The sequence below is a fragment of the Ruegeria sp. C5 genome (assembly GCF_056537605.1).
Genome location: NZ_JBQFRX010000004.1, coordinates 119,818 through 143,561, shown reverse-complemented (window position 1 = coordinate 143,561; position 23,744 = coordinate 119,818). Strand labels below are relative to the sequence as shown.

Sequence of the window (23,744 nt, the reverse complement as noted above, 5' to 3'; positions counted from 1 at the left end):
TTTCCCAAGATTTTGGCGGGCAGAAGCCTGCCGTATAAAGGAGAACGCCAGATGGCAGTCCTCATCGATGAAAATACCAAAGTGATCTGTCAGGGCTTTACCGGCTCGCAGGGCACATTCCACAGCGAACAGGCCATTGCTTATGGCACCAAGATGGTCGGCGGCGTGACCCCCGGCAAAGGCGGGATGGAGCATCTGGGCTTGCCCGTGTTCAACTCGGTCCACGAGGCCAAGCATGTGACCGAAGCCAATGCCAGCGTGATCTATGTACCACCGCCCTTCGCAGCTGACTCGATCCTCGAAGCGATTGATGCCGAGATGGAAGTGATCGTCTGCATCACCGAAGGCATCCCGGTTCTGGACATGATGAAGGTTAAGCGCGCGCTGGAAGGCTCAAACTCGCGCCTGATCGGGCCGAACTGCCCCGGTGTCATCACGCCGGATGCCTGCAAGATCGGCATCATGCCGGGCCACATCCACAAGCGCGGCTCGGTCGGCGTTGTGTCCCGTTCCGGCACGCTGACCTATGAGGCCGTCAAGCAGACCACCGATGTGGGTCTGGGCCAGTCCACCTGTGTGGGCATCGGCGGCGACCCGATCAAAGGGACCGAGCATATCGACGTGCTGGAATGGTTCCTGGCTGATGACGAAACCGAGTCGATCATCATGATCGGTGAAATCGGTGGCTCGGCCGAGGAAGAAGCTGCGCAGTTCCTTGCGGATGAGGCCAAGAAAGGCCGCAAGAAGCCCACGGCAGGGTTCATCGCGGGCCGCACGGCCCCTCCTGGCCGCCGCATGGGCCACGCGGGCGCCATCGTCGCCGGCGGCAAAGGCGGCGCCGAGGACAAGATCGAAGCCATGCGCTCGGCTGGTATCGTCGTGGCCGAAAGCCCGGCGCAGCTGGGTGAGGCTGTGCTGGAAGCCATCGGTTGACCAGAATTTGACTGCTTTGGGAGGAGCGGTAAACATGACTTTCGGCGAAGCCATTAAAACCTGTTTCTCCAAGTTTTTCACCTTTTCGGGCCGTGCCTCGCGGCCCGAATACTGGTTTTTTTTCCTGTTCATCATGATCTGGAGCATCATTGCCGGGATCATCGACTGGCAGTTCTTTACTCAGGTCGCAGTGACCGAAACCGAAACATCCAAATCCGTCACGGCTACCTCGACAGGCCCGGTCCAAAGCATCGTCAGCCTGATTGTCTTCTTCCCGCATCTGGCCGTCGCGTGGCGGCGGATGCATGATACCGGGCGCAGCGGGCTTTATGCTCTGCTGCCGATCCTGCTGATACTTGGTGCGCTTGCCGTCCTGATCTTTGGCATCGGCCTTGCCAGCCAGTTCCATGGCGGCACGTTGGATATCCTGTTCACCCGCGCAACTCTTCTTATTGTCATTCCGACACTTCTTGTCCTGTTTGTGTCGCCCCTCCTGGTTCTGTGGTGGCTGACCCGCCCCAGCGAACCAGGCACCAACCAATACGGTCCCAACCCATATGAGGTAGCCCAATGACCGAACACTCGCCCAACACCGCCTTTCATGCCTCAAGCTTCATGCAGGGGCATAATGCCGAATATCTGGAGCAGCTTTATGCCCAGTACACCAAGAACCCCGGTGCGGTCGACGCAGCCTGGGTCGAGTTCTTCAAGGCCATGGGCGATGACGCGCCGGATGTGCAGCGCGAGGCCGAGGGCCCTTCGTGGGCGCGCAGCGATTGGCCTCCGATGCCTGCCGATGATCTGACGGGTGCGTTGACTGGCGAGTGGGCCGAGATCGACGCCAAAGCAGCGGGCAACAAAATCAAGGATAAGGCGGCGGCCAAGGGTGTTGAGGTCAGTGATGACCAGATCAAGCGCGCGGTGCTGGACAGCCTGCGGGCGCTGATGCTGATCAGGGCCTATCGTATCCGGGGCCATCTGGCAGCTGATCTGGACCCGCTGGGCATGCGCGCCGCCAGTACGCATCCCGAGCTGGACCCGAAGACTTACGGGTTCACCGATGCTGACATGGATCGACCGATCTTTATTGACAACGTGCTGGGCCTGCAGATGGCCAGCATGCGCCAAATCGTCGAGATCGTGAAGAGGACCTATTGCGGCACCTTCGCGCTGCAATACATGCATATCTCGAACCCGGAAGAGGCCGCGTGGCTGAAGGAACGCATCGAGGGGTTCGGTAAGGAAATCGCCTTCACCAAGGAAGGCCGCAAGGCGATCCTGAACAAGATGGTCGAGGCCGAGGGTTTCGAGAAGTTCCTGCATGTGAAATACATGGGCACCAAGCGGTTTGGTCTGGATGGTGGCGAGGCGCTGATCCCTGCGATGGAACAGATCATCAAGCGCGGCGGCGCCTTGGGCCTCAGCGATATCGTCATCGGTATGCCACACCGGGGTCGTCTGAACATTCTGGCCAATGTGATGGGCAAGCCCTATCGCGCGATCTTCAACGAGTTTCAGGGCGGCAGCTTCAAGCCCGAAGACGTGGATGGATCAGGCGACGTGAAATATCACCTCGGCGCGTCAAGCGACCGAGAGTTCGATGGCAATAGCGTTCACCTGTCGCTGACCGCAAACCCCTCGCACCTTGAGGCGGTGAACCCGGTGGTTCTGGGTAAGGTCCGCGCCAAGCAGGACCAGTTGAACGACGAAGACCGCACCAAGGTGATGGGCATCCTCCTGCACGGTGATGCGGCCTTTGCCGGTCAGGGCGTTGTCGCCGAAGGCTTTGGCCTGTCGGGCCTGAAGGGGCACAAGACCGGCGGCACCATGCATATCGTGGTAAACAACCAGATCGGCTTTACCACCGCGCCACATTTCAGCCGTTCCAGCCCTTATCCCACGGATATCGCGCTGATGGTTGAAGCTCCCATCTTCCACGTGAATGGCGACGACCCCGAGGCGGTGGTGCATGCCGCCAAGGTGGCGACCGAGTTCCGCCAGAAGTTCCACAAGGACGTGGTGCTGGATATTTTCTGCTATCGCCGGTTTGGTCATAACGAGGGCGACGAGCCCATGTTCACCAACCCGATCATGTACAAGAAGATCAAGACGCATAAGACCACGTTGTCGTTGTATACCGAGCGCCTTGTCAGGGACGGGCTTATCCCCGAAGGCGAGATTGAAGACATGAAGGCGGCCTTTCAGGCACATCTGAATGAGGAGTTTGATGCCGGGAAAGACTACAAGCCAAACAAAGCCGACTGGCTGGATGGGCGCTGGTCGCATCTGGACAAGCACAAAGACGAATACATGCGCGGTGAAACCGCAATTACACCAGAGACGCTGGCCGAGATCGGCACCGCTCTGACCAGCGCCCCCGAAGGTTTTGCGATGCACAAAACCGTGGGCCGGTTGCAGGACCACAAGAAACAGATGTTCGAAAACGGAACCGGCTTTGACTGGGCAACGGGCGAGGCTCTGGCGTTTGGCTCTCTGCTGACCGAAGGCTACCCTGTACGTTTGGCCGGACAGGACGCGACGCGTGGCACATTCAGCCAACGCCATTCCGGATTTGTCCATCAGGAAACCGAGGAACGGTATTACCCGCTGAACAATATCCGCAAGGGCCAATCACATTATGACGTGATTGACTCGATGCTGTCCGAATACGCGGTGCTTGGGTTCGAGTATGGCTATTCACTGGCCGAGCCCAACGCGCTTGTTCTCTGGGAGGCGCAGTTTGGCGATTTCGCCAATGGGGCACAGATAATGTTCGATCAGTTCATCAGTTCGGGTGAATCGAAGTGGCTGCGGATGTCTGGTCTGGTCACGCTGCTGCCGCATGGGTTCGAAGGGCAAGGCCCAGAGCACTCATCCGCACGGCTTGAGCGGTTTCTGCAAATGTGCGGTCAGGACAACTGGATCGTGGCGAACTGCACAACGCCTGCGAACTATTTCCACATCCTGCGCCGTCAATTGCACCGGACCTTCCGCAAGCCGCTTATCCTGGTGACGCCGAAGTCGCTGCTGCGCCATAAGCTGGCTGTCAGCAAGGCCGAGGAATTCACTACAGGCTCGAGCTTCCATAGGGTGCTGTGGGATGATGCTCAACAGGGCAACTCGGACACTAAACTGGTGGCAGATGACAAGATCAAGCGGGTCGTCATGTGCTCGGGCAAGGTCTATTTTGATCTGCTTGAGGAACGCGATGCGCGCGGCATCGATGACATCTACTTAATGCGGATCGAGCAATACTATCCTTTCCCTGCGCATTCGCTGATCAACGAGCTTGAGCGCTTCAAGGGGGCCGAGATGGTCTGGTGTCAGGAAGAACCCAAGAACCAGGGGGCCTGGACCTTTATTGAACCCAATATCGAATGGGTTCTGACCCGCATTGGCGCAAAACACACCCGTCCGGTCTATGCCGGTCGCGCAACTTCGGCCTCGCCCGCGACGGGTCTGGCCAGCCAACACAAAGCCCAACAAGAAGCGCTGGTGAACGAAGCGCTGAGCATTGAAGGAAAGTAAACGATGACGATTGAAGTTCGTGTTCCCACGCTGGGCGAGTCTGTCACCGAAGCCACCGTTGCGACTTGGTTCAAAAAACCCGGCGATGCAGTCGCCGTAGATGAGATGCTATGTGAACTTGAGACCGACAAGGTCACGGTCGAGGTGCCCTCACCCGCTGCTGGCGTGATGGGTGAGATCGTTGCAGCCGAAGGTGAGACCGTGGGCGTCGATGCCCTGCTTGCCACGATAGCGGCGGGCGAAGGGGCTGCGCCTGCTCCGGCAGCGGCGGCCCCGGCCCCGGCGGCAGCGGCACCCGCAGCATCAGGCGGCAGTGTAGATGTGATGGTGCCGACATTGGGTGAATCCGTCACCGAGGCTACAGTCTCGACATGGTTCAAACAGGTCGGCGACAGCGTTGCACAGGATGAAATGCTGTGCGAACTGGAAACCGACAAGGTCTCGGTCGAGGTCCCTGCCCCGGCGGCAGGCGTTCTGGCTGAAATCGTTGCGCCTGAAGGCAGCACGGTCGATGCTTCTGCCAAATTGGCGGTGATCTCGGGCGCAGCCGCAGGTGCGGCAGCGGCTCCGGTGGCGGCCGTCGCCGCTCCGGCTGCAGCCAGCACAGGTAAAGACGTGTCCAACGCTCCATCGGCTGAGAAAGCGATGGCCGAAGCTGGTCTGTCTGCGGATCAGGTCACTGGCACCGGACGCGATGGTCGTATCATGAAAGAAGACGTGGCAAAGGCAGTTGCAGCAGCTACGGCCCCAGCGCCTGCGGCAGCTGTGCCCGCCCCCGCTGCCCAAGCTCCGCGCGCGCCTGTGGCTGCCGAGGATGCGAGCCGCGAAGAGCGCGTGCGCATGACCCGTCTGCGCCAGACCATCGCCAAGCGCCTGAAAGACGCGCAGAACACCGCCGCGATCCTGACCACCTATAACGAGGTGGACATGACTGAGGTGATGGCCCTGCGCAACCAGTACAAGGACCAGTTCGAGAAGAAGCATGGCGTACGTCTGGGCTTTATGTCCTTTTTCACCAAGGCCTGCTGTCATGCGCTGAAAGAAGTGCCCGAAGTGAATGCCGAGATCGACGGCAATGACATCGTCTACAAGAACTTCGTGCATATGGGTGTGGCCGCAGGTACGCCGCAAGGGCTGGTGGTTCCAGTCATCCGGGATGCGGACTCGATGTCTTTCGCAGCGATCGAGAAAGCCATCGCCGAAAAGGGCAAGCGCGCCCGTGATGGTAAACTCTCGATGGCGGAAATGCAGGGCGGCACTTTCACGATCTCGAACGGAGGCGTCTACGGCTCGCTGATGTCTTCACCGATCCTGAACCCGCCGCAATCGGGCATTCTGGGCATGCACAAGATCCAGGATCGTCCCATGGTCATCAATGGTGAGATCAAAATCCGCCCGATGATGTATCTGGCGCTGTCCTATGATCACCGTATTGTGGACGGCAAGGGTGCTGTGACATTCCTTGTCCGCGTAAAAGAGGCGCTGGAAGACCCGCGCCGTCTGCTGATGGATCTTTAAGATGGCGACTCATGTACTGTGGCAAGCCGATGTGGCCGATTTCGATGCCTGGCTGAAAGTGTTCCGCGAGGATCAACCGATGCGCAAGGCCGCGGGTATCCGCGACCTGCATGTCTGGCGCGATCCAGATCAGCGGGATCATGCGATAGCGATGTTCGAAGTTATGAATCTGGATAAGGCAAAGGCGTTTTTTGGGTCGGAAGAGTTGGCGATGCATCACGAGCGGGGCGGGATAGCCCATATCTCGATCAAGCTGCTGGAACCCGTTTGAAATATAGGTACCCGACCCACCACACCGGATCGGGACGCTGCCGGATCACCCGGTCGATTTAGGAGAATGTAATGGCAAATTATGACGTCATCGTAATCGGCGCCGGACCCGGCGGCTATGTCTGCGCCATCCGTTGCGCCCAACTGGGCCTTAAAACCGCAGTTGTCGAGGGGCGCGAGACGCTGGGTGGGACTTGCCTGAACGTGGGCTGCATCCCCTCGAAAGCATTGTTACATGCCAGCCATCAGTTGCACGAGGCCGAACACAACTTTGCAAAGATGGGTCTGAAGGGGAAGTCACCTTCGGTCGATTGGAAGCAGATGCAGGCCTACAAGGACGAGGTGATCGATGGCAACACCAAGGGCATCGAGTTTCTGTTCAAGAAGAACAAGATCGATTGGCTGAAAGGCTGGGGCTCAATCCCTGCTGCGGGCAAGGTCGAGGTTGGTGATGCGGTCCATGAGACCAAGAACATCATTATCGCGTCGGGCTCTGAGCCATCGGCACTGCCTGGCGTCGAGGTTGACGAAAAGGTCGTGGTGACTTCGACCGGCGCATTGTCTCTGGGCAAAGTTCCCAAGAAAATGATTGTGATCGGTGCCGGTGTGATCGGGCTTGAATTGGGCTCGGTCTACAGCCGTTTGGGCGCAGAGGTGACGGTGATCGAGTTTCTCAAGGAAATCACGCCGGGTATGGACCCCGAGGTTCAGAAGACTTTCCAGCGTATCCTGAAGAAACAGGGTTTGAAGTTCGTCATGGGCGCTGCGGTGCAAAAGACCGAAGCCACCAAGACCAAAGCCAAGGTAACGTACAAGCTGCTCAAAGATGACAGCGAGCACGTCATCGATGCTGATACCGTGCTGGTGGCCACCGGGCGCAAGCCCTATTCGGAGGGTCTGGGGCTGGATGCTTTAGGCGTCGAGATGACCCCGCGCGGCCAGATCAAGGTCGGTAGTGATTGGCAGACCAACGTGCCGGGCATCTACGCCATCGGCGACGTGACCGAAGGCCCGATGCTGGCCCACAAGGCTGAGGACGAGGGCATGGCCGCAGCCGAGCAGGTTGCAGGCAAGCATGGTCATGTGAACTATGGTGTCATTCCTGGGGTCATCTACACTTGGCCCGAGGTGGCCAATGTGGGTGAGACCGAAGCGACACTCAAAGAACAGGGCCGCGCCTACAAGGTCGGCAAGTTCATGTTCATGGGCAATGGCCGGGCCAAGGCGAATTTCGCAGCCGACGGGTTCGTCAAGATTCTGGCAGACAAAGAAACCGATCGCATTCTGGGCGCGCATATCATCGGCCCCGCGGCCGGAGACCTGATCCACGAGGTTTGCGTCGCCATGGAATTCGGCGCATCAGCCGAAGATCTGGCCCTGACCTGTCACGCTCACCCGACCTATTCCGAAGCAGTGCGCGAGGCGGCGCTCGCCTGTGGTGACGGGCCAATTCATAGCTGACCCAACCTGAGCAGGTCCTCTACCTAGTCTCCTTGAGCGGCACCCCGTGTCGCTCAAAACCATTTGCGGCAGGTGATCAGACGCGGTTTACTGACTCCATTGCTTTTGGAAAGGAAGTCAGATGAGCGTCAGTTTACAGGTGATCTATCCCATAGGTACAGAAACACATTTCGATTTCGACTACTATGTCGACACACATCTTCCGCTTGTCGGCGAGCACATGGGGTCACATATCGAACGTACGGTCGTAACCAAAGGCATTGCGGGAGGCCCGGATGAGGCGGCGGGTCACTACGCGATCGCAACAATCATATTTGAAGATCAGGAAGCGATGAACGACGGTATGTCAAAGGCAGGCCCTGTACTGGCTGATCTGCCAAACTTCACCAATGTCAAACCGCAGATGCTGATCGGTGAGGTGATCGGCTGAATCAGAGCCATCCTTGCCTACCACATGGTTTTAGCGGCGCGGGCACCCCATTCCTGATCATATTGTGCGCCGCCTTCTTCTCCTGACGTCATCTCCGAGAGGATCTCGCCGACGGTTGGCAGCCTATCGGATTCATCCCGCCCGCTCCATGTTTGCGCGCGCATCAAGGCGCGGGCACATTGGGTGTAGATTTCGGAAATTTCGATCACGATGACGGTCGCGGGGCGCTTCCCGTTTTTCTCGAACCGGGCGCGCAGGGCTTCATCAGCAGTTAGTTGAGCGTTCCCATTTACCCGAACCACATTGTTCGAACCGGGTATCATGAACAACAATGAGACGCGTGGATCGAGTACGATATTTCGCAGGGAATCCAAGCGGTTGTTTCCCCGCCAATCCGGCAGTGCCAGGGTGCCTTGGTCCAGTTCCAACACAACTGGCCCTTCATCTCCACGCGGGCTGCCATCGACACCTTCGGAGCCGACGGTGCTGAGGATACACAAGCGTGAGGCCATAATCCATTTGCGGTAGAGCGGTGTTAGCCGCCGCGCCACTTTGCGTATGGAGGCTGCGCCGGGCGTGCCATACAGAGCCTCAAGGGCAGTGATATCCTTAACGAATTCCATCCGGGTCAAACCCCACTTCTCGCATCAGTTCGTTGGACCGTGTCTCAATAACGTTTTCCAGCCGTTCCAGAAAGTCATTCCGCGCAACGCCGGGTTCGATTGGATTTAGGAAATCGACAATCGCCGTGCCGGGCTTGCGCATGACACCGGTTCTGGGCCAGAAGACGCCCGCATTTGTGGCAACGGGTACGCACGGGAACCCGAGCCCTTCATACAGAACCGCCGTTCCAACCTTGTAGGGCTTGTGCACCCCAGGCGCGACGCGCGTACCTTGCGGGTAGATCACCAACTGACCGGGTTCGCTGAACTCGCGGGCGACATCCTTGACCATCTTCGCAACCGCCGCCCCGCGTTTGCCGCGATTGACCGGGATACATCCCAGACGGCGCGCATACATTCCGATGACCGGCGTCCACAGAAGCTCTCGCTTCATGATGAATTTGCCGTGTGGGATGGCGTCGAAGATTATGATGATGTCCAGAAACGACTGGTGCTTGGCGCCGATCACAACCTCGCCATGTGGGACTTCTCCGCGCACTTCGCAGCGAATACCAACCATCCAGCGGGCCAACCACTTGGTTGTGCGCGCATAGGTTTTGCATGCTCGCAATGCGCCACGCTTGGCGAACAGCGCATAGGGGGCAAAGACAAGCCCCAGTACCAGCATCCAGGCATAGATGGTGATCATGAAGATCAGCGACCGGACCCATTGAATAGCCATGAACATCACGAAAGCTCCTTCAACTTGCGCTGCGCGGCTGACCATGTGGCCAGAAACGCAACGGCCGCGCCCAATACCGGGATCAGCACGGGCAGGATCCAACCGATACCCTGAAACCCAAGGCCAGTGAGAAAACCACCCGCATCCGAGGCTTCGGGGAGCAACAATACACCCGTCATACCCAGCAAAGTGCCAACTGCTGCTCCAAACAGCGCCCGGAACGTAAAGCGGCGCACGAACGCTCCGGCGATGAACCGGTCCCGCGCGCCGACCTGACGCAGAACCTCGATTATCTGCGCGTTGGCGGCAAGCGAGGCGTTGGCGGCAAGCGTGATCATGGCGGCAGTGGCGCCACCGATCAGCAGGATCGAAATCCAGCCCAGACGCCGCAGTGAATTGGCCGCATCAACCAATGGTTCGCGCCAGCGAGTGTGATCATCCAGCACTGCGCCCGGCACCTCAGCCCCTAGCCGCAGCCGCAGGCCAGCCGCATCAAGACCCGGCTCACCTTCGATAATCTCTATAAGCTGCGGAATTGGTAAAGTGTCCAGAGGCAAGTCCGGTCCGAACCAGGGTGACAGCAGTGTGGCCTGCTCTTCGCTCGTCAACGCGCGAGCCGAAGCCACACCCGGCGTTTGCTGGAGGACATTCAAAGCAGCCTCGGTTTGCGCCGCACGTTGATCTGCAGGGGCATTGATCCGCAAGGTCGCTGCCCCCGCCAACTCTGAAGCCCAACGATCCGCCACACGGCCCGAGGCTAACGAAAGAGCCAGCGCAAAAACCGCCAGAAAGGCCATTGCACCAGACACGAACAGGGTCAATTGCGCGGTAAAGCCCGTGGGTGGCACCACCCGGTCGGCGCGGCTGTCACGGCGCAGCAAATTGCGGATCGTGCCCTTGCTCATAGATCCGCCCCCGCAAGCTGCACCCGGCGCTGCGCGATACGCAGAACGCGAGCCTGAACCTGGCTTTTGGCGGCGCGGATCAGGCTTAGGTCATGGGTGGCGATCAGCACGGTTTTTCCCATCCTGTTCAATTCGACCAGCAGGCGCAGAAGTCGTTGCGACATCTCCCAGTCCACATTGCCGGTGGGCTCATCCGCAAGCACCACATCGGGCGATAGGATGACTGCGCGGGCCAATGCGGCACGCTGGCGTTCGCCCCCCGATAGTTCAGGCGGGTGCGCCTCAAGCCTGCTGCCAAGCCCGACCCAGCCCAGCAGTTCGGTCAGATCGTCCTGCTGCCCATTTTCAGAGCGCCCCGAGACCATCAGCGGCAACGCGACATTCTCGGCCAGCGTCATGTGATCCAAAAATCGGCAATCCTGATGCACCACGCCAATTCGGCGGCGCAGCAGCGCCATCTGATCGCGGTCCATGCGGGCGATATCCTCACCAAAGGCCATCAACCTGCCCGAGGTTGGCAACAACGCGCCATAACAGAGTTTCAGCAATGTGGTCTTGCCCGCACCCGAAGGCCCGGTCAGAAAGTGGAACGATCCGGGCTGTAATTGCAGCGAAACATCGCTTAGCAACTCACCACCGCCGTAGGTATAGCTGATATTCTCCAGCTCGATCACGCCTGCCCCCTTTATTCTGCTCACCTCTTGCCCGAGCGCAGCGGTGGATTCAATGCCTTGGGCGGGGCCAATTGGCGACACTTGGCCCGCGAAACCGAAAACACGCTTTGCTGTTGGGTCTTAACGGAATATCATCCCTGAAAAAACTATTATCAGGCCAGCCTTGAAGGCCAGGAGGCAGAATGCGTTTAACGTGTCCGAATTGCAGCGCCCAGTACGAAGTCCCGGACGAAGTGATCCCCGAGGACGGGCGCGAAGTTCAATGCTCGGCTTGCGAAGAGACCTGGTTTCAGGAAAAGTATCCAGTCGCCAGCAAAGCAGAGCCGGAAGCGAAATCTGCAACTGCAATCCAGGCAGCCTTTGCCGAACCGGAAGATGTTAAGTCAGAGGATGCGCCAGAACCCGATACGGCCAAGGCCGAGCCAGAAAAGGTTAAGGCAGAAGACACACCAGAACCCGATGCGCCCGAGGAATTGAGTGTTGGAAACGTAGACCCGGCGGTATCCAGCATCCTCAAGGAAGAGGCTGCACGCGAGGCAGAACTGCGCGAGCGTGAAGGCAGCAATCTGGAAAGCCAACCTGATCTGGCATTGGATCCGCCTGAAGAGCCCAAAGTCAAACCGAAACGGCCCTCGGCCACTGAAACCGCCGCTGACGCAGGTCAGAAAGATGAGCTGCCGGATGTTGAGGCGATCAACTCGGGTCTGCGCAGCGACTTGACATCGGACGAAGCTGAAGCCGTTGCTCCGGCCCGCAAATCCGGTGGGTTTCTGCGTGGCTTTACCTTGATCATTATCATCGGCGTCATTCTGTTTCTGATATATGGAAACGCCAATCAGATCAGCGAGGCGGTTCCTCAGGCTGATCCGATGCTGAAATCATATGTCTCACTGGTCGATCAAGCGCGCCTTTGGCTTGAGACACAGACCGGGGGCGCAGGGCAGAACTAGAACCTTTCGAGCAATCGCTTGAGGTATTCCAACTCGATCTGAGGCCGATCCTGTTCACCGGTCCTACGGCGGATTTCATCCAGCAACTCGCGCGCACGGCGATATACATCTTCGCCTTGCAGCAAGTTGTCGTCGGTCGAGATTGATCCCGCGGAACCTGGCGTACGACCCAATGGATCGCGGTTATTGGCCTGCATGTCGCCGGCCTCGGTCCCTTGACCCGGCTGGTTCTGCTGGTTCTGCGCCAGGGCTTCGCCCAGTGAACGCATGCCTTCGCGCAGGGCTTCCATCGCCTCGGATTGACGGTCAATCGCCTCGGCCAGATCATCGCTGCGCAAGGCGTCTTCGGCGTCGTCCATGGCCCGGCCCGCACGGCCCAATGCTTCGCGCGCAGCGTCGCCTTCGGGTGTACCACCGCCGGGCAGACCCTGTTGCTGCCGATTCAACTCATCCCGCAGCGCCTGCTGCCGATCCGCCAGTGACCCCTGACCTTGCTGACCTTCACCAGCCTCATCCTGACCCTGGCCCTGACCGCCCTGGCCTTCATGGCTCTGGCCGCGTCCCAGACCACCATTGCGGCCCTCATTTCCCTGACTTTCGCCCGCTTGCGCACCGGGGTTGAACTGTTCCTGCAGGTCGCGGAATGCCTGATCGCTGAGGCCCTGTTGTTCGCGCAGGGTTTCTGCCAGCCCTTCCATGGCCTGCTGTCCTTCGGACTGGCCACCTTGGCCCTGCCCTTGTGTGACGCGCATGTTTTCCATCATTTGCTGGAACTCTTCCAATGCCTGCTGCGCCTCGGCCATGCGGCCTTGTTCCATGAGCTCCTGAATGCGGTCCATCATTCGCTGCAGGTCATCCTGCGTCATCTGCAGGGTTTCGCCGTTCTGGCCCTGCTGTCCTTGCTGCGTCTCACCGTTTTCCTGCGCCAGACGCTGGAGTTGCCGCATGTAATCCTGTGTCGCTTCGCGCAGCTCCTGCATCAGTTCGGCAATCTCTTCGTCGCTGGCACCGTTCTGCATCGCTTCGGTCAGACGCTCCTGCGCACGGCGCATCCGTTCCAGTGCGTCGGCCAGCGTGCCATCCTCGATCAGAACCGCCAGATCCCACAGTGCTTGCGCAATTTCTTCCTGCTGTTTAACGTTCAGTGCGCTGTATTTGTCGAAGGTCTCCAGCCGCCGCAGGATCACACGCAGACGTAGATACGCTGTATCTGAGCGGAACAGGTCCTCGGGTAGGTGCGAAACCGCACGCAGCAATTGCGATACACGCAGCGCATTTTCGCGCGACCAGAGCAGATCGCGCCGCTGTTCGATCACCGCAGCAGCCAATGGGTCAAAGAACCTACGGGCTGGCAGTTCTGTCAGATAAGGTTCTGCCACCGTCTCTTGATCTGCCGCGTCGATAGCCATGAGGGTTATTTTTACCGGCAAATGTGCCCAAGGGTGCTGCGAGAAATCCTCGATCAAGTCTTCGGTGACATCGGTCCGATCGCCTGTAATCGGCATTGGCAACTCGACCGTAATGATCTCGCGCGGTTCAGGCTCGGTCGCAAGACCGAATTGACGGTTGACCGCTGGCAGGTCCAATTCAATCCGGGCTGTGCCGGAGACGATTCCATAGTCATCCGCAGCAGCGAAAGGCAGCTTCATCTGTCCGCCAGCCTCTGATTGCGCCACTCCTGCCGTCGCGATCCTGGGCGCAGTGTCTGGAAGGATCTCAAGCGCCCAATCGCGCCCGGCCGGGCCATCGATCCGCATCTGACCCGAGCGTTCGGCAACAAATTCCTGTTCCGGTTCTGTCGCGGCTTCGGTGCCCAGAGGTGTCGAAGATTCTGTCAGGCTGTGTGCGCCGACCTCGCCATAAAATCGTAGCGTGATGCGGCTGCCTTTAGGCACCGTCAACGTCGGATCGGTCTGATCGGCAAGGTAGAGCGTTGGCAGCCCGGTGTAGCGCGGCGGTTCAACCCAACCCTCCCAAGTCGGGCCCTGCCCCGCCTGAGCGGTCCCCGGCGTCATGTCAGCGACCGAGCCTATCCGCCAGAACGAGCCGAACAGAGCCGCAACGACGAGTGCCAATAAGGCAGCATAGCGAAGCGCATAGGGATCGCGAGACGCCAACCGCAAGTCGGGTTTCACCGGATCGGCCTTTGATGCACGATCTGCCATGCGCGTCTGGTGCGCATGCCACAGTGCCACCGAATCCGCATCCATCGCACCGATTGCCTGATCGTCCATCAGTGCTTGTATCGGGCGTCCGGGTAGGGTTTCATCCAGCCGAACCAGCGCCTCGGCCCGGGTTGGCAGACGGAACCGTTTGATTCCGAAAACCGCTGTCGCAATCAAAGCAATCAATCCGATCGCTGCAGAAATCCAAACGGCTTCAATGCGCACAAGATCGTGCAGACCCAGCATCAGGGCGGCCAGCAGCGCCATAAGAATAGAAAAGAACGGCCAGAAGGCGCGCATCACCTGCTCAGCCAGCATACCCCCGTGCGTCAGCCACAGGGACAGTCTTGGAATTGGCAAGGTCTGGTTGTCGCGCAAGGCGGGCCTCCTGATCGGCCCGACGCGCCTATCGCGTCAAAGCCACTCAGGTATGGTATCGCGGTTTATGATTTCGTCAAAGCTTGGGCGTTCACGAATTACGGCAAATTGATCCCCGTTCACCAGAACCTCAGGGATTAGGGGCCGCGTATTGTATTCGCTGGACATGACAGCACCGTAGGCACCTGCACTGCGGAATGCGATCAGATCGCCCGATTTCAAAGCCGGCATGTTGCGTTGTTTTGCAAAGGTATCCCCGGATTCACAGACCGGACCAACGATATCATACGGGCGCTGTTCGACCCCTGCGGCAGGTTCTTCGACCGCCACTATATCATGATACGCCTCATACATCGCGGGGCGGATCAGGTCGTTCATCGCGCCATCGAGGATCAGGAAATCGCGGTCTTCGCCGGATTTAACATAGACGACCTTGGACACCATCAGACCCGCATTGCCAGCGATCAGCCGACCGGGCTCAATCTCGATCTCGCAGCCCAGATGGCCCAGTGTTTTCTTGACCATCGCACCATATTCAACCGGCAGCGGAGGCGCGTCGTTGGAACGGGCATAGGGAATACCCAAGCCACCGCCCAGATCAAGGCGGCGGATGTTATGTCCCTCAGCGCGCAGACGCTCGGTCAGCTCAGCAACCTTGTTATAAGCCAGCTCAAACGGTTCCAACTCGGTCAGTTGTGAGCCGATATGAACGTCGATCCCAATCACCTCCAGTCCCGGAAGGCTTGCGGCCAGTGCATAAACCTCGGACGCACGCGAGATTGGGATGCCGAACTTGTTCTCGGACTTGCCGGTGGCGATCTTGGCGTGGGTTTTTGCATCCACGTCCGGATTCACCCGAACAGTGATCGGCGCAACCTTGCCCAATTCCAGTGCAACCGCATTGATCACCTGCATTTCGGGCTCGGATTCGACGTTGAACTGACGAATTCCACCGGTCAGAGCGGTACGAATCTCATCCGCTGTCTTGCCGACGCCCGAAAAGACAATCTTGTCTCCGGGCACGCCCGCGGCTTTGGCGCGCAGATATTCCCCGCCCGAAACCACATCCATTCCCGCACCTGCCTGCCCCAGCGTCTTCAGGATGGCCTGATTGCTGGCCGCTTTCATCGCATAGCAGACTAGGTGATCAGTGCCCTCAAGCGCGTCATCGAACAGCTTGAAATGCCGTAACAGCGTCGCCGTCGAATAGACATAGAACGGGGTTCCGACCGCGGCTGCGATTTCGGAGATTGGCACATCCTCGGCGAAAAGCGCGCCGTCGCGGTAGAGAAAATGATCCATGCCTGCGCGCTTAGACCAAAAGAGGTATGTGGATCAAATGATTCCGGTAGGGTTGTGGTCACCGTCGCGGTTCAGAACGTCTTTGACGCGCCAACCCTCGCATATCCTGAAACCGAGACCCCGGACCCGCTAGGTGCGGCCGTTGGTTCCGTTCGGGGTGCGCCTGACGGGTCGCAAGCTGCAAGTACGGCGAGGCAGAGGATCAGGCCGACAGGTCTCATGCATTTTCTCTTTGTCATTCAGGACGTGTCAGATGCAGATGGGTGTGCGATCAGCAAATTGCAATTTTGGAGTTCAGAGCCCCAGATAAACGCCCAGCCCACCGCGTCTGAGACCAACGCCAACACCGCCATAGGTGCCGCTGCTGCCTACGCCGACGCTTGCGCTCATGGTGGGCTGTATGGGTTCGCCATCGGCACCACACCCGGCCAAGGCCGCTGCGACCGCAATCAATAGCACCACCCGTCGTATCTGCATTACACCAGCGCCTTCCATCGCTTGATCTGGGCCCGCACCTGATCCGGTGCGGTGCCGCCATAGGATTGGCGAGAGTTTACCGAATTTTCGACGGTAAGAACAGAATAGACGTCGTCGGTGATGTCCGCGTGGACCGATTGCATGTCCTCCAGCGTCAGATCCGGTAGGTCGCAGCCCTTGCTTTCAGCCATGGCCACCAGCGATCCAGTGACATGGTGCGCGTCGCGGAAGGGCAGGCCCAGCACGCGGACCAACCAGTCGGCCAGGTCGGTCGCAGTTGAAAAGCCAGACCCGGCAGCGGCAGCCAGGCTTTCGCGATTGGCGGTCATGTCCTTGACCATGCCTTCCATCGCGGCAAGTGCCAGCATCCAGTTATCTGCCGCATCAAATACCTGTTCTTTGTCTTCCTGCATGTCCTTGGAATAGGTCAGCGGCAGCCCCTTCATCACCATCATCAGGCCAGTATTCGCACCAAATATGCGGCCAACCTTGGCACGGATGAGCTCAGCTGCATCGGGGTTCTTCTTTTGCGGCATGATTGATGAACCAGTCGAGAAGCGATCAGACAGTGATACAAACCGGAATTGGGCCGAGGACCAGATTACCAATTCCTCGGCAAAGCGCGACAAGTGCATGGCGCAAATCGAGGCGGTCGACAGGAACTCCAACGCGAAGTCGCGGTCGCTGACAGCGTCCAATGAGTTGGCTGCGGGGCGGTCGAAGCCCAGCGCCTCAGCTGTCATCTGGCGGTCGATTGGGAAAGAGGTCCCGGCCAACGCGGCTGCGCCCAAGGGGGATTCGTTCATCCGGGCACGGGCGTCGCGCACGCGGGACAGATCGCGGCCAAACATCTCGACATAGGCCATCATGTGGTGACCCCAGGTTACTGGCTGCGCGGTTTGCAGGTGGGTGAAACCGGGCATGACCCAGTCTGCCCCGGCCTCGGCCTGCGCCAAAAGCGCGCGGATCAGAGCCAGAAGACCGGATTCTGCGGCATCTAGCTGGTCGCGAACCCAGAGTTTGAAATCGGTCGCCACCTGGTCGTTTCGCGACCGGCCCGTGTGCAGACGGCCTGCGGGTTCTCCGATCACCTCTTTCAGTCGCGCCTCGACATTCATGTGAATGTCTTCCAGCGCAGTCGAGAACTGAAATTCTCCGTTCTGAATTTCTGACAAAACGGTGAGCAGGCCTTCCCGAATGGCGTGCGCATCACTATCAGTAATAACGCCTGTGGCAGCCAACATGGCGGCATGGGCGCGCGAGCCTGCGATGTCCTGGGCTGCCATCCGCTGATCGAACCCGATCGAGGCATTTATCGCCTCCATGATCGCGTCTGGACCAGCGGCAAAGCGGCCGCCCCACATCTGGTTCGAAGATTGATCGGTCATGAAAGAAAACCCGGAGTTGATATGCGCCTGTTACGTCTGATCCCCCTTTATATGGCCCTAGCGCTGGGTGCAAACGCCGCTTTGGCAACAGATGCGGCAACGCTTGGCCCATTGCGTGAGGGCAGCCTGAAGCGGCTGATCCTGCATAGTGAGCCCAAGCCGGTCAAAGTGGTCGATTTTGAACTAGAAGATGATGGTGGCACCGGATCGCTGGCCGACTACAAAGGCAAGTATGTGCTGCTGAACTTCTGGGCCACATGGTGTGCGCCGTGCCGCAAAGAAATGCCTCAGATCGCTGAACTGCAACAGGAGTTTGGCGGTGACAAATTCGAGGTTCTGACCCTGGCGACCGGTCGCAACACACCTGCCGGGATCAAGAAGTTCTTTGACGAAAACGGCATCGACAACTTGCCGCGCCATCAGGATCCGAAACAGGCGGTTGCACGCGAAATGGGAGTGATTGGCCTGCCGATCACTGTGATCATCGACCCCGATGGCAATGAGATCGCACGCCTGATCGGTGATGCAGAATGGAACTCGGACAGTGCCAAGGCGATAATTTCAGCGCTTGTCGAAGGCAATAGCTGAGGTCCCGCGCGCTCTTGCAGAAAATCTGTGTTAGAATGAGACCGGCCCCAACGGGCCGGTTTTCGTTTGCGACCGGAAGAAAGGGAGACTCCGATGAAACCGGTAGTTCTGTTGATTGGGCGGTTGCCGAATGTAATCGGCAACGTGGCACAACAACTGGATCACCTGCCGATTCAGTGGCTGGGCGCGCATGATCAGGATGAGGTGCGGCGGCAGCTGGACGCGGAACCGCGCATCGCCTGTGCGATCATGGGCGCGGGTCTTGATGACAAGATACGCGGAGAAATGGTTGGCATCATCGCCGCGCGAAGGCCCGATATCTGCATCCATCTCAAAGATCGGGCCTCTGGCCCTGACGGGTTAATGCCGTTTGTCGCACGCATCGTCCAGCATGAGATTCTGGAAAGCCTGGAAAGCGGCTGACGCCACGCCACCTTTGACAGACAAATCGCCCGCTTGCAGGTTATCTGCAGGAGGATGGAATGCCGCTGGAAATACTATTGATCCTCGTCGTCGGCGGCATTGCCGGGGTCGCCTTGCTGCTGCATCTGACGGGCAAATCACGCCTGCAAGTGCTGACACCCAAGACAGCACAGGAACAGTGGCTGCGTCACTTTCCAGATGATTCAATCATTGACGTAACCGTTGCCCATGATAGTCACGCCGCCCTTATCCGAACCGAAACCGGAGCCGGTCTGCTGTGGTCCTTTGGTGCCGATACCGTGGCCCGCCATTTACGGGATTTCGATTGGCTGGATCATCCCGAAGGCTTTGAAGTCCTGTTCCACGATTTCAGCACTCCTCGGGTCATCGTCCACCTTGATGAGACCGAACGCCAGCACTGGCAATATCTGATGGATCCCGCATGACCGATCACGTGAGCTTTCCCGACGCGGTACAATGGGCCGTGCCCTTCTTCATCGCGGCCATTCTGGCCGAATTCCTTTGGATCGCGATCAAAGGCCGGGGCGGTAGGTACGAAACCCGCGATGCCTTGACCTCGCTGATCATGGGGGCAGGCAATATCGCCTCGGGCTTTTTGCTGGGCTTCATCGCATATGCGTTTTTCATGTGGCTGTGGCAGATAACACCGCTCAACCTAGGGACCTCGATCCCGGTCATCATCTTGTGCTTTGTACTGGACGATCTGCGGTATTACTGGGTGCACCGCTTTGGGCACCGCATTCGCTGGGTCTGGGCCAGTCATGTGAACCACCACAGCTCACAGCATTACAACCTGACAACGGCGCTGCGGCAGACCTGGACCTATACATTCACCTTTATGATGGTGGTACGTGCTCCGCTAATCTTACTAGGCTTTCACCCGGCGATGGTGCTGTTCGTCGGAGGTCTGAACCTGATCTACCAATTCTGGATCCATACCGAAGCGATCGGCAAAATGCCGCGCTGGTTCGAAGCCGTCATGAATACGCCCAGTCACCACCGCGCCCATCATGGGCGAAATGCGCGATATCTTGATTGCAACTATGCGGGTGTCTTTATCATCTGGGACAAGATGTTCGGCACATTTGTCCCCGAGCAAGAAGATGACAAGGTCGACTATGGGCTTGTCCACAATATCGGCACGTTCAATCCGCTGCGCGTGGCGTTTCATGAATGGGTTGGAATCTGGCGGGACGCCACCCAACCGGGCCTGACCTTGCGCCAACGTCTGGCTTATTGTTTTGCCCCTCCGGGCTATAGCCACGATGGCAGCCGCGACAATTCCCAACAGATCAAGGCCAAGCACCTTGTCCGCCATCCGCAAGATCACGGCACACCGGGATTCGAGCAGTTCGGCACCAAATCACCTGCTTCCACAGCCAAGCGGGCCTAGGTCTCAAAAAGACCTTTTCTTTGCTTGAAATTTGGCACAAGCGCTCCATATCCCCTGAGATGTTTTAAGAGTGCATTTCCGGAGGCCCGCATGTCAAAGCTGATGAGAATTTCTACGATCACAGGTTTGCTGGGCCTCGTCATCACAATGACAGCCGCACTCAACGGAGCAATGCCCGCGCTATTGGGGCTGGGATTTGTCATGGCCGCGCTGGGACTTTTAGGAGCGCTTATCGGTGCAGCTGCTTCGCTGCGTCATGCATGGCAATCAACACACTGATCTTCCGCCCCACCACCTGCGATAAAATTTTGAGCGTTAACCCCGGTTTTACCTGTCTTCCCTGAAACTGGCCCCGGCCAAAATCATCGGGATCAGGGGAACGGTACGTCATGGGAAACAGGAAACGCGCAGACCTGCCCGAGGGATCGGACGACCCTTTGAGCGCCGCCGTCACTTCACGGGATCGATCGGTGGTACAGATGGCGACCGAAGCCGTAAAGCATAGACAATGCAGGCTGGCGTTCCAGCCTGTCGTTCAAGCACATCCTCCTCAGGGAATCGCGTTCCACGAAGGGTTCATCCGTGTATTGGATGAAACCGGCCGCGTCATCCCCGCGCGCGAGTTCATGCCACAGGTTGAGAACACGCCAATTGGCCGGGACCTTGATTGCGTCGCGCTTGAAATGGGGCTGCGCACTCTGATCCGCAACCCTGGCATCCGCCTGTCGATCAACATGTCCGCGCGGTCCATCGGTTATTCCAACTGGTCGCGTGTGCTGGATAGGTTTCTGAAAAAAGACGCAAGCTTGGGCGAAAGGTTGATTCTGGAAATCTCAGAATCTTCGGCGATGCAGGTGCCCGAACTGGTGGTGGATTTCATGGATCGCCAACAAGCCCGCGGTATCGCCTTTGCGCTGGATGATTTTGGGGCCAGTAACTTTGGCTTTCGCCACTTTCGTGAATTTCTGTTCGATGCCGCCAAGATCGATGGGCAGTTCATCAGGGGCATCAGCAGCAATCCCGACAATCAATCGCTGGTGCGCGCACTGATTGCAGTTGCGCGGGAATTCGAAATTCTTGTCACCGCCGAATCGGTCGAAAGTGACGAAGATGCTCATTTCCTGATCGCAAACGGTGTCGATTGTCTGCAGGGCTTTCTGTATGGAGCGCCTTCAGTCACTCCGCCCTGGAGCTCGGAAAAAGCTGCAAAAACGGGCAGTTGATAGCAGCTGGTCGCGCGGAACACCGCCAAGGCTCACTCTGAGACAAGCTGTCCGTTGCTGCAGATGCAGCATTGCGCTATTGCAGAAGATGCTTGAGCGGGGGATCACGAGGCGCTCTTGCACCCGGAGAAGACTTCTCCTCACACCGCGCCGTCAGATTTCCCACAGGACCATGACGGTAAAGGATTGACTTTATGACCAACGTAGTAATCGCATCCGCCGCACGTACGGGCGTCGGTAGCTTTAGCGGTTCGTTTGCGAACACCCCCGCACATGATCTGGGCGCTGCCGTCCTTGAAGCAGTTGTCGAACGTGCCGGGATCGACAAGGGCGAAGTAAGCGAAACCATCATGGGCCAGGTCCTGACTGCCGCCCAAGGTCAGAACCCAGCGCGCCAGGCGCACATAAATGCCGGCCTGCCGCAGGAAAGCGCGGCTTGGGGCATCAACCAGGTCTGCGGTTCGGGTCTGCGTGCTGTTGCTCTGGGTGCACAGCATATCCAATTGGGCGATGCCGACATCGTTGCGGCTGGTGGACAAGAAAACATGACCCTGTCGCCCCATGCCGCCGCCCTGCGCGCCGGTCATAAGATGGGTGACATGAAATACATCGACACGATGATCCGCGATGGTCTGTGGGATGCCTTCAACGGCTATCACATGGGTCAAACGGCTGAGAACGTCGCCGAGAAATGGCAGATCAGCCGCGATATGCAGGATGAATTTGCGGTCGCCTCGCAAAACAAAGCCGAAGCCGCCCAAAACGCTGGCAAGTTCGCTGACGAAATCGTGCCCTTCACCATCAAGACCCGCAAGGGCGACATCGTGATGGACAAGGACGAATACATCCGCCACGGCGCGACAATCGAAGCCATGGGCAAACTGCGCCCCGCCTTCGCCAAGGACGGTTCTGTCACGGCCGCAAACGCTTCGGGCCTGAATGACGGTGCCGCTGCCACCCTGCTGATGTCGGCTGAGAATGCCGAAAAGCGTGGGATTGAGCCCTTGGCCCGAATTGCATCCTACGCGACCGCCGGACTTGACCCGTCGATCATGGGCGTTGGCCCGATCTACGCTTCGCGCAAGGCGCTGGAGAAAGCTGGATGGTCGGTCGGTGATCTGGATCTGGTCGAAGCCAACGAAGCCTTCGCAGCGCAAGCCTGCGCTGTAAACAAAGACATGGGTTGGGATCCGTCGATCGTAAACGTCAACGGTGGTGCAATTGCCATCGGACACCCAATCGGCGCGTCCGGCTGCCGGGTTCTGAACACCCTGCTGTTCGAAATGAAGCGCCGGGATGCCAAGAAAGGTCTCGCGACCCTCTGCATCGGCGGCGGCATGGGTGTCGCCCTGTGTGTGGAGCGTGACTAAGTGCGCTGAAAACTAAATACAAAAGGGCGTCCACTGGGCGCCCTTTTTTGTTACAATCGGATCATACCCCATAGATGCGACAATATCGCCGGACAGAAAGACAAGATCGATCACGAAACGATATTGCGCATCCTTAACGCTCAGAGTAACAGAATTACCAAGACGACTAAATTTGGAGGAGTCCTAAATGGCACGTACAGCACTCGTAACCGGCGGTTCCCGCGGCATCGGCGCAGCAATTTCCAAGGCGCTGAAGGCCGAAGGATACAATGTTGCCGCCACTTATGCAGGCAATGACGAAGCCGCCGCAAAGTTCACCGACGAAACCGGTATCAAAACTTATAAATGGAATGTTGCGGATTACGACGAATCCAAAGCGGGCATCGAAAAAGTCGAGACCGAGGTTGGCCCGATCGACATCGTGGTCGCCAACGCCGGTATCACCCGCGACGCACCGTTCCACAAGATGACACCTGAACAGTGGCATCAGGTCATCGACACCAATCTGACTGGTGTTTTCAACACCGTGCACCCGGTATGGCCGGGTATGCGCGAGCGTAAATTTGGTCGTATCATCGTGATCAGCTCGATCAACGGTCAGAAAGGCCAGTTTGCGCAGGTCAACTATGCCGCAACCAAAGCGGGCGATCTGGGCATCGTGAAATCTCTGGCGCAGGAAGGTGCGCGGGCCGGTATCACGGCCAACGCGATCTGCCCCGGTTATATCGCGACCGAAATGGTTATGGCGGTGCCGGAAAAAGTACGCGAATCGATCATCGGCCAAATCCCGGCTGGTCGTCTGGGTGAACCGGAAGAAATCGCGCGTTGCGTCGCCTTCCTGGCATCGGACGATTCGCAGTTCATCAACGGCTCGACCATTTCCGCAAACGGTGCACAGTTCTTCGTCTAAACCGACGACCTGAGAATGAAAACGGGCCGGTCCATCAAGGACCGGCCCTTCTTTTATCCCGTAAGATCACGCGCGCTGCGATCAGCGGGAACC

24 protein-coding genes are annotated in these 23,744 nt (G+C 58.4%); 16 read left to right on the top strand and 8 right to left on the bottom strand.

Annotated features, from left to right (window positions below; all coding sequences use genetic code 11):
- The first annotated feature begins 51 nt into the window (after positions 1–51).
- The 7 genes from sucD to ACR0AW_RS15085 all read left to right on the top strand — a co-directional run bounded on the left by sucD (position 52) and on the right by ACR0AW_RS15085 (position 8,140).
- A complete protein-coding gene (gene sucD / locus ACR0AW_RS15115; protein ID WP_170522246.1) occupies positions 52–933 on the top strand; it encodes a succinate--CoA ligase subunit alpha in 882 nt (293 codons plus the stop codon).
- 34 nt (positions 934–967) lie between these two features.
- Complete coding sequence (locus tag ACR0AW_RS15110) at positions 968–1,507, top strand: DUF805 domain-containing protein (RefSeq protein WP_170395785.1); 540 nt, start codon at positions 968–970, stop codon at positions 1,505–1,507.
- The gene (locus ACR0AW_RS15105; RefSeq protein ID WP_170395783.1) at positions 1,504–4,461 is read left to right on the top strand and encodes a 2-oxoglutarate dehydrogenase E1 component; all 2,958 of its coding nucleotides are present in this window, start codon (positions 1,504–1,506) and stop codon (positions 4,459–4,461) included. The genes ACR0AW_RS15110 and ACR0AW_RS15105 overlap by 4 nt, the downstream gene beginning before the upstream one ends.
- A gap of 3 nt (positions 4,462–4,464) precedes the next feature.
- Positions 4,465–5,979, top strand: a complete 1,515-nt coding sequence (gene odhB / locus ACR0AW_RS15100; RefSeq protein WP_170465910.1) for a 2-oxoglutarate dehydrogenase complex dihydrolipoyllysine-residue succinyltransferase — start codon at positions 4,465–4,467, stop codon at positions 5,977–5,979.
- Between the two features lies 1 nt (position 5,980).
- Entirely contained in the window at positions 5,981–6,250 is a 270-nt protein-coding gene (locus ACR0AW_RS15095; RefSeq protein WP_170395780.1) for a hypothetical protein, read from the top strand.
- A gap of 71 nt (positions 6,251–6,321) precedes the next feature.
- Positions 6,322–7,710, top strand: a complete 1,389-nt coding sequence (gene lpdA, locus ACR0AW_RS15090) for a dihydrolipoyl dehydrogenase (protein ID WP_170733572.1) — start codon at positions 6,322–6,324, stop codon at positions 7,708–7,710.
- A 121-nt stretch (positions 7,711–7,831) separates the two neighbouring features.
- Positions 7,832–8,140 carry an EthD family reductase gene (locus ACR0AW_RS15085; protein ID WP_170733571.1) on the top strand — a complete coding sequence of 103 codons (309 nt, stop codon included), beginning with the start codon at positions 7,832–7,834 and terminating at the stop codon, positions 8,138–8,140.
- 17 nt (positions 8,141–8,157) lie between these two features.
- Here the strand turns inward: ACR0AW_RS15085 and ACR0AW_RS15080 are convergent, their stop codons facing one another.
- Genes ACR0AW_RS15080 through ACR0AW_RS15065 form a run of 4 tightly spaced genes read right to left on the bottom strand, consistent with a single transcriptional unit; the run spans position 8,158 to position 11,063 of the window.
- The gene (locus ACR0AW_RS15080) at positions 8,158–8,763 is read right to left on the bottom strand and encodes a pyridoxamine 5'-phosphate oxidase family protein (RefSeq protein ID WP_170733570.1); all 606 of its coding nucleotides are present in this window, start codon (positions 8,761–8,763) and stop codon (positions 8,158–8,160) included.
- The gene (locus ACR0AW_RS15075; protein ID WP_170513904.1) at positions 8,750–9,490 is read right to left on the bottom strand and encodes a lysophospholipid acyltransferase family protein; all 741 of its coding nucleotides are present in this window, start codon (positions 9,488–9,490) and stop codon (positions 8,750–8,752) included. Before ACR0AW_RS15075 ends, ACR0AW_RS15080 begins: the two co-directional genes overlap by 14 nt.
- Positions 9,490–10,389, bottom strand: coding sequence for an FtsX-like permease family protein (locus ACR0AW_RS15070; protein WP_170408348.1), 900 nt, complete (start codon positions 10,387–10,389; stop codon positions 9,490–9,492). The genes ACR0AW_RS15075 and ACR0AW_RS15070 overlap by 1 nt, the downstream gene beginning before the upstream one ends.
- Entirely contained in the window at positions 10,386–11,063 is a 678-nt protein-coding gene (locus ACR0AW_RS15065; RefSeq protein WP_170423929.1) for a cell division ATP-binding protein FtsE, read from the bottom strand. Before ACR0AW_RS15065 ends, ACR0AW_RS15070 begins: the two co-directional genes overlap by 4 nt.
- 182 nt (positions 11,064–11,245) lie before the next feature.
- Here ACR0AW_RS15065 and ACR0AW_RS15060 point away from each other — a divergent pair, with 182 nt between their 5' ends.
- Positions 11,246–12,013 (top strand): zinc-ribbon domain-containing protein, encoded by a 768-nt coding sequence (locus ACR0AW_RS15060; protein WP_170733569.1) that lies wholly within the window; start codon positions 11,246–11,248, stop codon positions 12,011–12,013.
- Here ACR0AW_RS15060 and ACR0AW_RS15055 read toward each other — a convergent pair.
- The 4 genes from ACR0AW_RS15055 to argH form a co-directional block, all read right to left on the bottom strand.
- Positions 12,010–14,496, bottom strand: coding sequence for a TIGR02302 family protein (locus ACR0AW_RS15055; protein ID WP_480439334.1), 2,487 nt, complete (start codon positions 14,494–14,496; stop codon positions 12,010–12,012). The genes ACR0AW_RS15060 and ACR0AW_RS15055 overlap by 4 nt on opposite strands.
- A 96-nt stretch (positions 14,497–14,592) precedes the next feature.
- A complete protein-coding gene (gene lysA / locus ACR0AW_RS15050) occupies positions 14,593–15,858 on the bottom strand; it encodes a diaminopimelate decarboxylase (RefSeq protein WP_170733567.1) in 1,266 nt (421 codons plus the stop codon).
- A gap of 294 nt (positions 15,859–16,152) precedes the next feature.
- Positions 16,153–16,335 carry an argininosuccinate lyase gene (locus ACR0AW_RS15045; protein ID WP_170395762.1) on the bottom strand — a complete coding sequence of 61 codons (183 nt, stop codon included), beginning with the start codon at positions 16,333–16,335 and terminating at the stop codon, positions 16,153–16,155.
- Complete coding sequence (gene argH / locus ACR0AW_RS15040) at positions 16,335–17,723, bottom strand: argininosuccinate lyase (RefSeq protein WP_170408352.1); 1,389 nt, start codon at positions 17,721–17,723, stop codon at positions 16,335–16,337. The genes ACR0AW_RS15045 and argH overlap by 1 nt, the downstream gene beginning before the upstream one ends.
- A 21-nt stretch (positions 17,724–17,744) precedes the next feature.
- Between argH and ACR0AW_RS15035 the strand changes: the two genes are divergently transcribed.
- The 8 genes from ACR0AW_RS15035 to phbB all read left to right on the top strand — a co-directional run bounded on the left by ACR0AW_RS15035 (position 17,745) and on the right by phbB (position 23,651).
- On the top strand, positions 17,745–18,311 hold the full coding sequence (locus tag ACR0AW_RS15035; RefSeq protein ID WP_170395758.1) for a TlpA disulfide reductase family protein: 567 nt from the start codon (positions 17,745–17,747) through the stop codon (positions 18,309–18,311).
- 93 nt (positions 18,312–18,404) lie between these two features.
- Positions 18,405–18,734 carry a hypothetical protein gene (locus ACR0AW_RS15030; protein ID WP_170395756.1) on the top strand — a complete coding sequence of 110 codons (330 nt, stop codon included), beginning with the start codon at positions 18,405–18,407 and terminating at the stop codon, positions 18,732–18,734.
- A gap of 59 nt (positions 18,735–18,793) precedes the next feature.
- Positions 18,794–19,180 carry a hypothetical protein gene (locus ACR0AW_RS15025; RefSeq protein WP_170395754.1) on the top strand — a complete coding sequence of 129 codons (387 nt, stop codon included), beginning with the start codon at positions 18,794–18,796 and terminating at the stop codon, positions 19,178–19,180.
- On the top strand, positions 19,177–20,148 hold the full coding sequence (locus ACR0AW_RS15020) for a sterol desaturase family protein (RefSeq protein ID WP_170395752.1): 972 nt from the start codon (positions 19,177–19,179) through the stop codon (positions 20,146–20,148). Before ACR0AW_RS15025 ends, ACR0AW_RS15020 begins: the two co-directional genes overlap by 4 nt.
- 90 nt (positions 20,149–20,238) lie before the next feature.
- Positions 20,239–20,427 (top strand): hypothetical protein, encoded by a 189-nt coding sequence (locus tag ACR0AW_RS15015; protein ID WP_170395750.1) that lies wholly within the window; start codon positions 20,239–20,241, stop codon positions 20,425–20,427.
- Positions 20,428–20,537: 110 nt separating this feature from the next.
- Positions 20,538–21,371 carry an EAL domain-containing protein gene (locus ACR0AW_RS15010; protein WP_170733566.1) on the top strand — a complete coding sequence of 278 codons (834 nt, stop codon included), beginning with the start codon at positions 20,538–20,540 and terminating at the stop codon, positions 21,369–21,371.
- Positions 21,372–21,565: 194 nt separating this feature from the next.
- Positions 21,566–22,741, top strand: a complete 1,176-nt coding sequence (locus ACR0AW_RS15005) for an acetyl-CoA C-acetyltransferase (protein WP_170733565.1) — start codon at positions 21,566–21,568, stop codon at positions 22,739–22,741.
- 187 nt (positions 22,742–22,928) lie between these two features.
- On the top strand, positions 22,929–23,651 hold the full coding sequence (gene phbB, locus ACR0AW_RS15000; protein ID WP_170513883.1) for an acetoacetyl-CoA reductase: 723 nt from the start codon (positions 22,929–22,931) through the stop codon (positions 23,649–23,651).
- Positions 23,652–23,744 lie beyond the last annotated feature (93 nt).

What these genes read in the sequence shown, in the direction of transcription:
- sucD (WP_170522246.1), top strand. Translation starts at nt 52, where the DNA reads ATGGCAGTCCTCATCGATGAAAATACCAAAGTGATCTGTCAGGGCTTT.
- ACR0AW_RS15110 (WP_170395785.1), top strand. Translation starts at nt 968, where the DNA reads ATGACTTTCGGCGAAGCCATTAAAACCTGTTTCTCCAAGTTTTTCACC.
- ACR0AW_RS15105 (WP_170395783.1), top strand. Translation starts at nt 1,504, where the DNA reads ATGACCGAACACTCGCCCAACACCGCCTTTCATGCCTCAAGCTTCATG.
- odhB (WP_170465910.1), top strand. Translation starts at nt 4,465, where the DNA reads ATGACGATTGAAGTTCGTGTTCCCACGCTGGGCGAGTCTGTCACCGAA.
- ACR0AW_RS15095 (WP_170395780.1), top strand. Translation starts at nt 5,981, where the DNA reads ATGGCGACTCATGTACTGTGGCAAGCCGATGTGGCCGATTTCGATGCC.
- lpdA (WP_170733572.1), top strand. Translation starts at nt 6,322, where the DNA reads ATGGCAAATTATGACGTCATCGTAATCGGCGCCGGACCCGGCGGCTAT.
- ACR0AW_RS15085 (WP_170733571.1), top strand. Translation starts at nt 7,832, where the DNA reads ATGAGCGTCAGTTTACAGGTGATCTATCCCATAGGTACAGAAACACAT.
- ACR0AW_RS15080 (WP_170733570.1), bottom strand. Translation starts at nt 8,763, where the DNA reads ATGGAATTCGTTAAGGATATCACTGCCCTTGAGGCTCTGTATGGCACG.
- ACR0AW_RS15075 (WP_170513904.1), bottom strand. Translation starts at nt 9,490, where the DNA reads ATGTTCATGGCTATTCAATGGGTCCGGTCGCTGATCTTCATGATCACC.
- ACR0AW_RS15070 (WP_170408348.1), bottom strand. Translation starts at nt 10,389, where the DNA reads ATGAGCAAGGGCACGATCCGCAATTTGCTGCGCCGTGACAGCCGCGCC.
- ACR0AW_RS15060 (WP_170733569.1), top strand. Translation starts at nt 11,246, where the DNA reads ATGCGTTTAACGTGTCCGAATTGCAGCGCCCAGTACGAAGTCCCGGAC.
- ACR0AW_RS15055 (WP_480439334.1), bottom strand. Translation starts at nt 14,496, where the DNA reads ATGCTGGCTGAGCAGGTGATGCGCGCCTTCTGGCCGTTCTTTTCTATT.
- lysA (WP_170733567.1), bottom strand. Translation starts at nt 15,858, where the DNA reads ATGGATCATTTTCTCTACCGCGACGGCGCGCTTTTCGCCGAGGATGTG.
- ACR0AW_RS15045 (WP_170395762.1), bottom strand. Translation starts at nt 16,335, where the DNA reads ATGCAGATACGACGGGTGGTGCTATTGATTGCGGTCGCAGCGGCCTTG.
- argH (WP_170408352.1), bottom strand. Translation starts at nt 17,723, where the DNA reads ATGACCGATCAATCTTCGAACCAGATGTGGGGCGGCCGCTTTGCCGCT.
- ACR0AW_RS15035 (WP_170395758.1), top strand. Translation starts at nt 17,745, where the DNA reads ATGCGCCTGTTACGTCTGATCCCCCTTTATATGGCCCTAGCGCTGGGT.
- ACR0AW_RS15030 (WP_170395756.1), top strand. Translation starts at nt 18,405, where the DNA reads ATGAAACCGGTAGTTCTGTTGATTGGGCGGTTGCCGAATGTAATCGGC.
- ACR0AW_RS15025 (WP_170395754.1), top strand. Translation starts at nt 18,794, where the DNA reads ATGCCGCTGGAAATACTATTGATCCTCGTCGTCGGCGGCATTGCCGGG.
- ACR0AW_RS15020 (WP_170395752.1), top strand. Translation starts at nt 19,177, where the DNA reads ATGACCGATCACGTGAGCTTTCCCGACGCGGTACAATGGGCCGTGCCC.
- ACR0AW_RS15015 (WP_170395750.1), top strand. Translation starts at nt 20,239, where the DNA reads ATGTCAAAGCTGATGAGAATTTCTACGATCACAGGTTTGCTGGGCCTC.
- ACR0AW_RS15010 (WP_170733566.1), top strand. Translation starts at nt 20,538, where the DNA reads ATGGGAAACAGGAAACGCGCAGACCTGCCCGAGGGATCGGACGACCCT.
- ACR0AW_RS15005 (WP_170733565.1), top strand. Translation starts at nt 21,566, where the DNA reads ATGACCAACGTAGTAATCGCATCCGCCGCACGTACGGGCGTCGGTAGC.
- phbB (WP_170513883.1), top strand. Translation starts at nt 22,929, where the DNA reads ATGGCACGTACAGCACTCGTAACCGGCGGTTCCCGCGGCATCGGCGCA.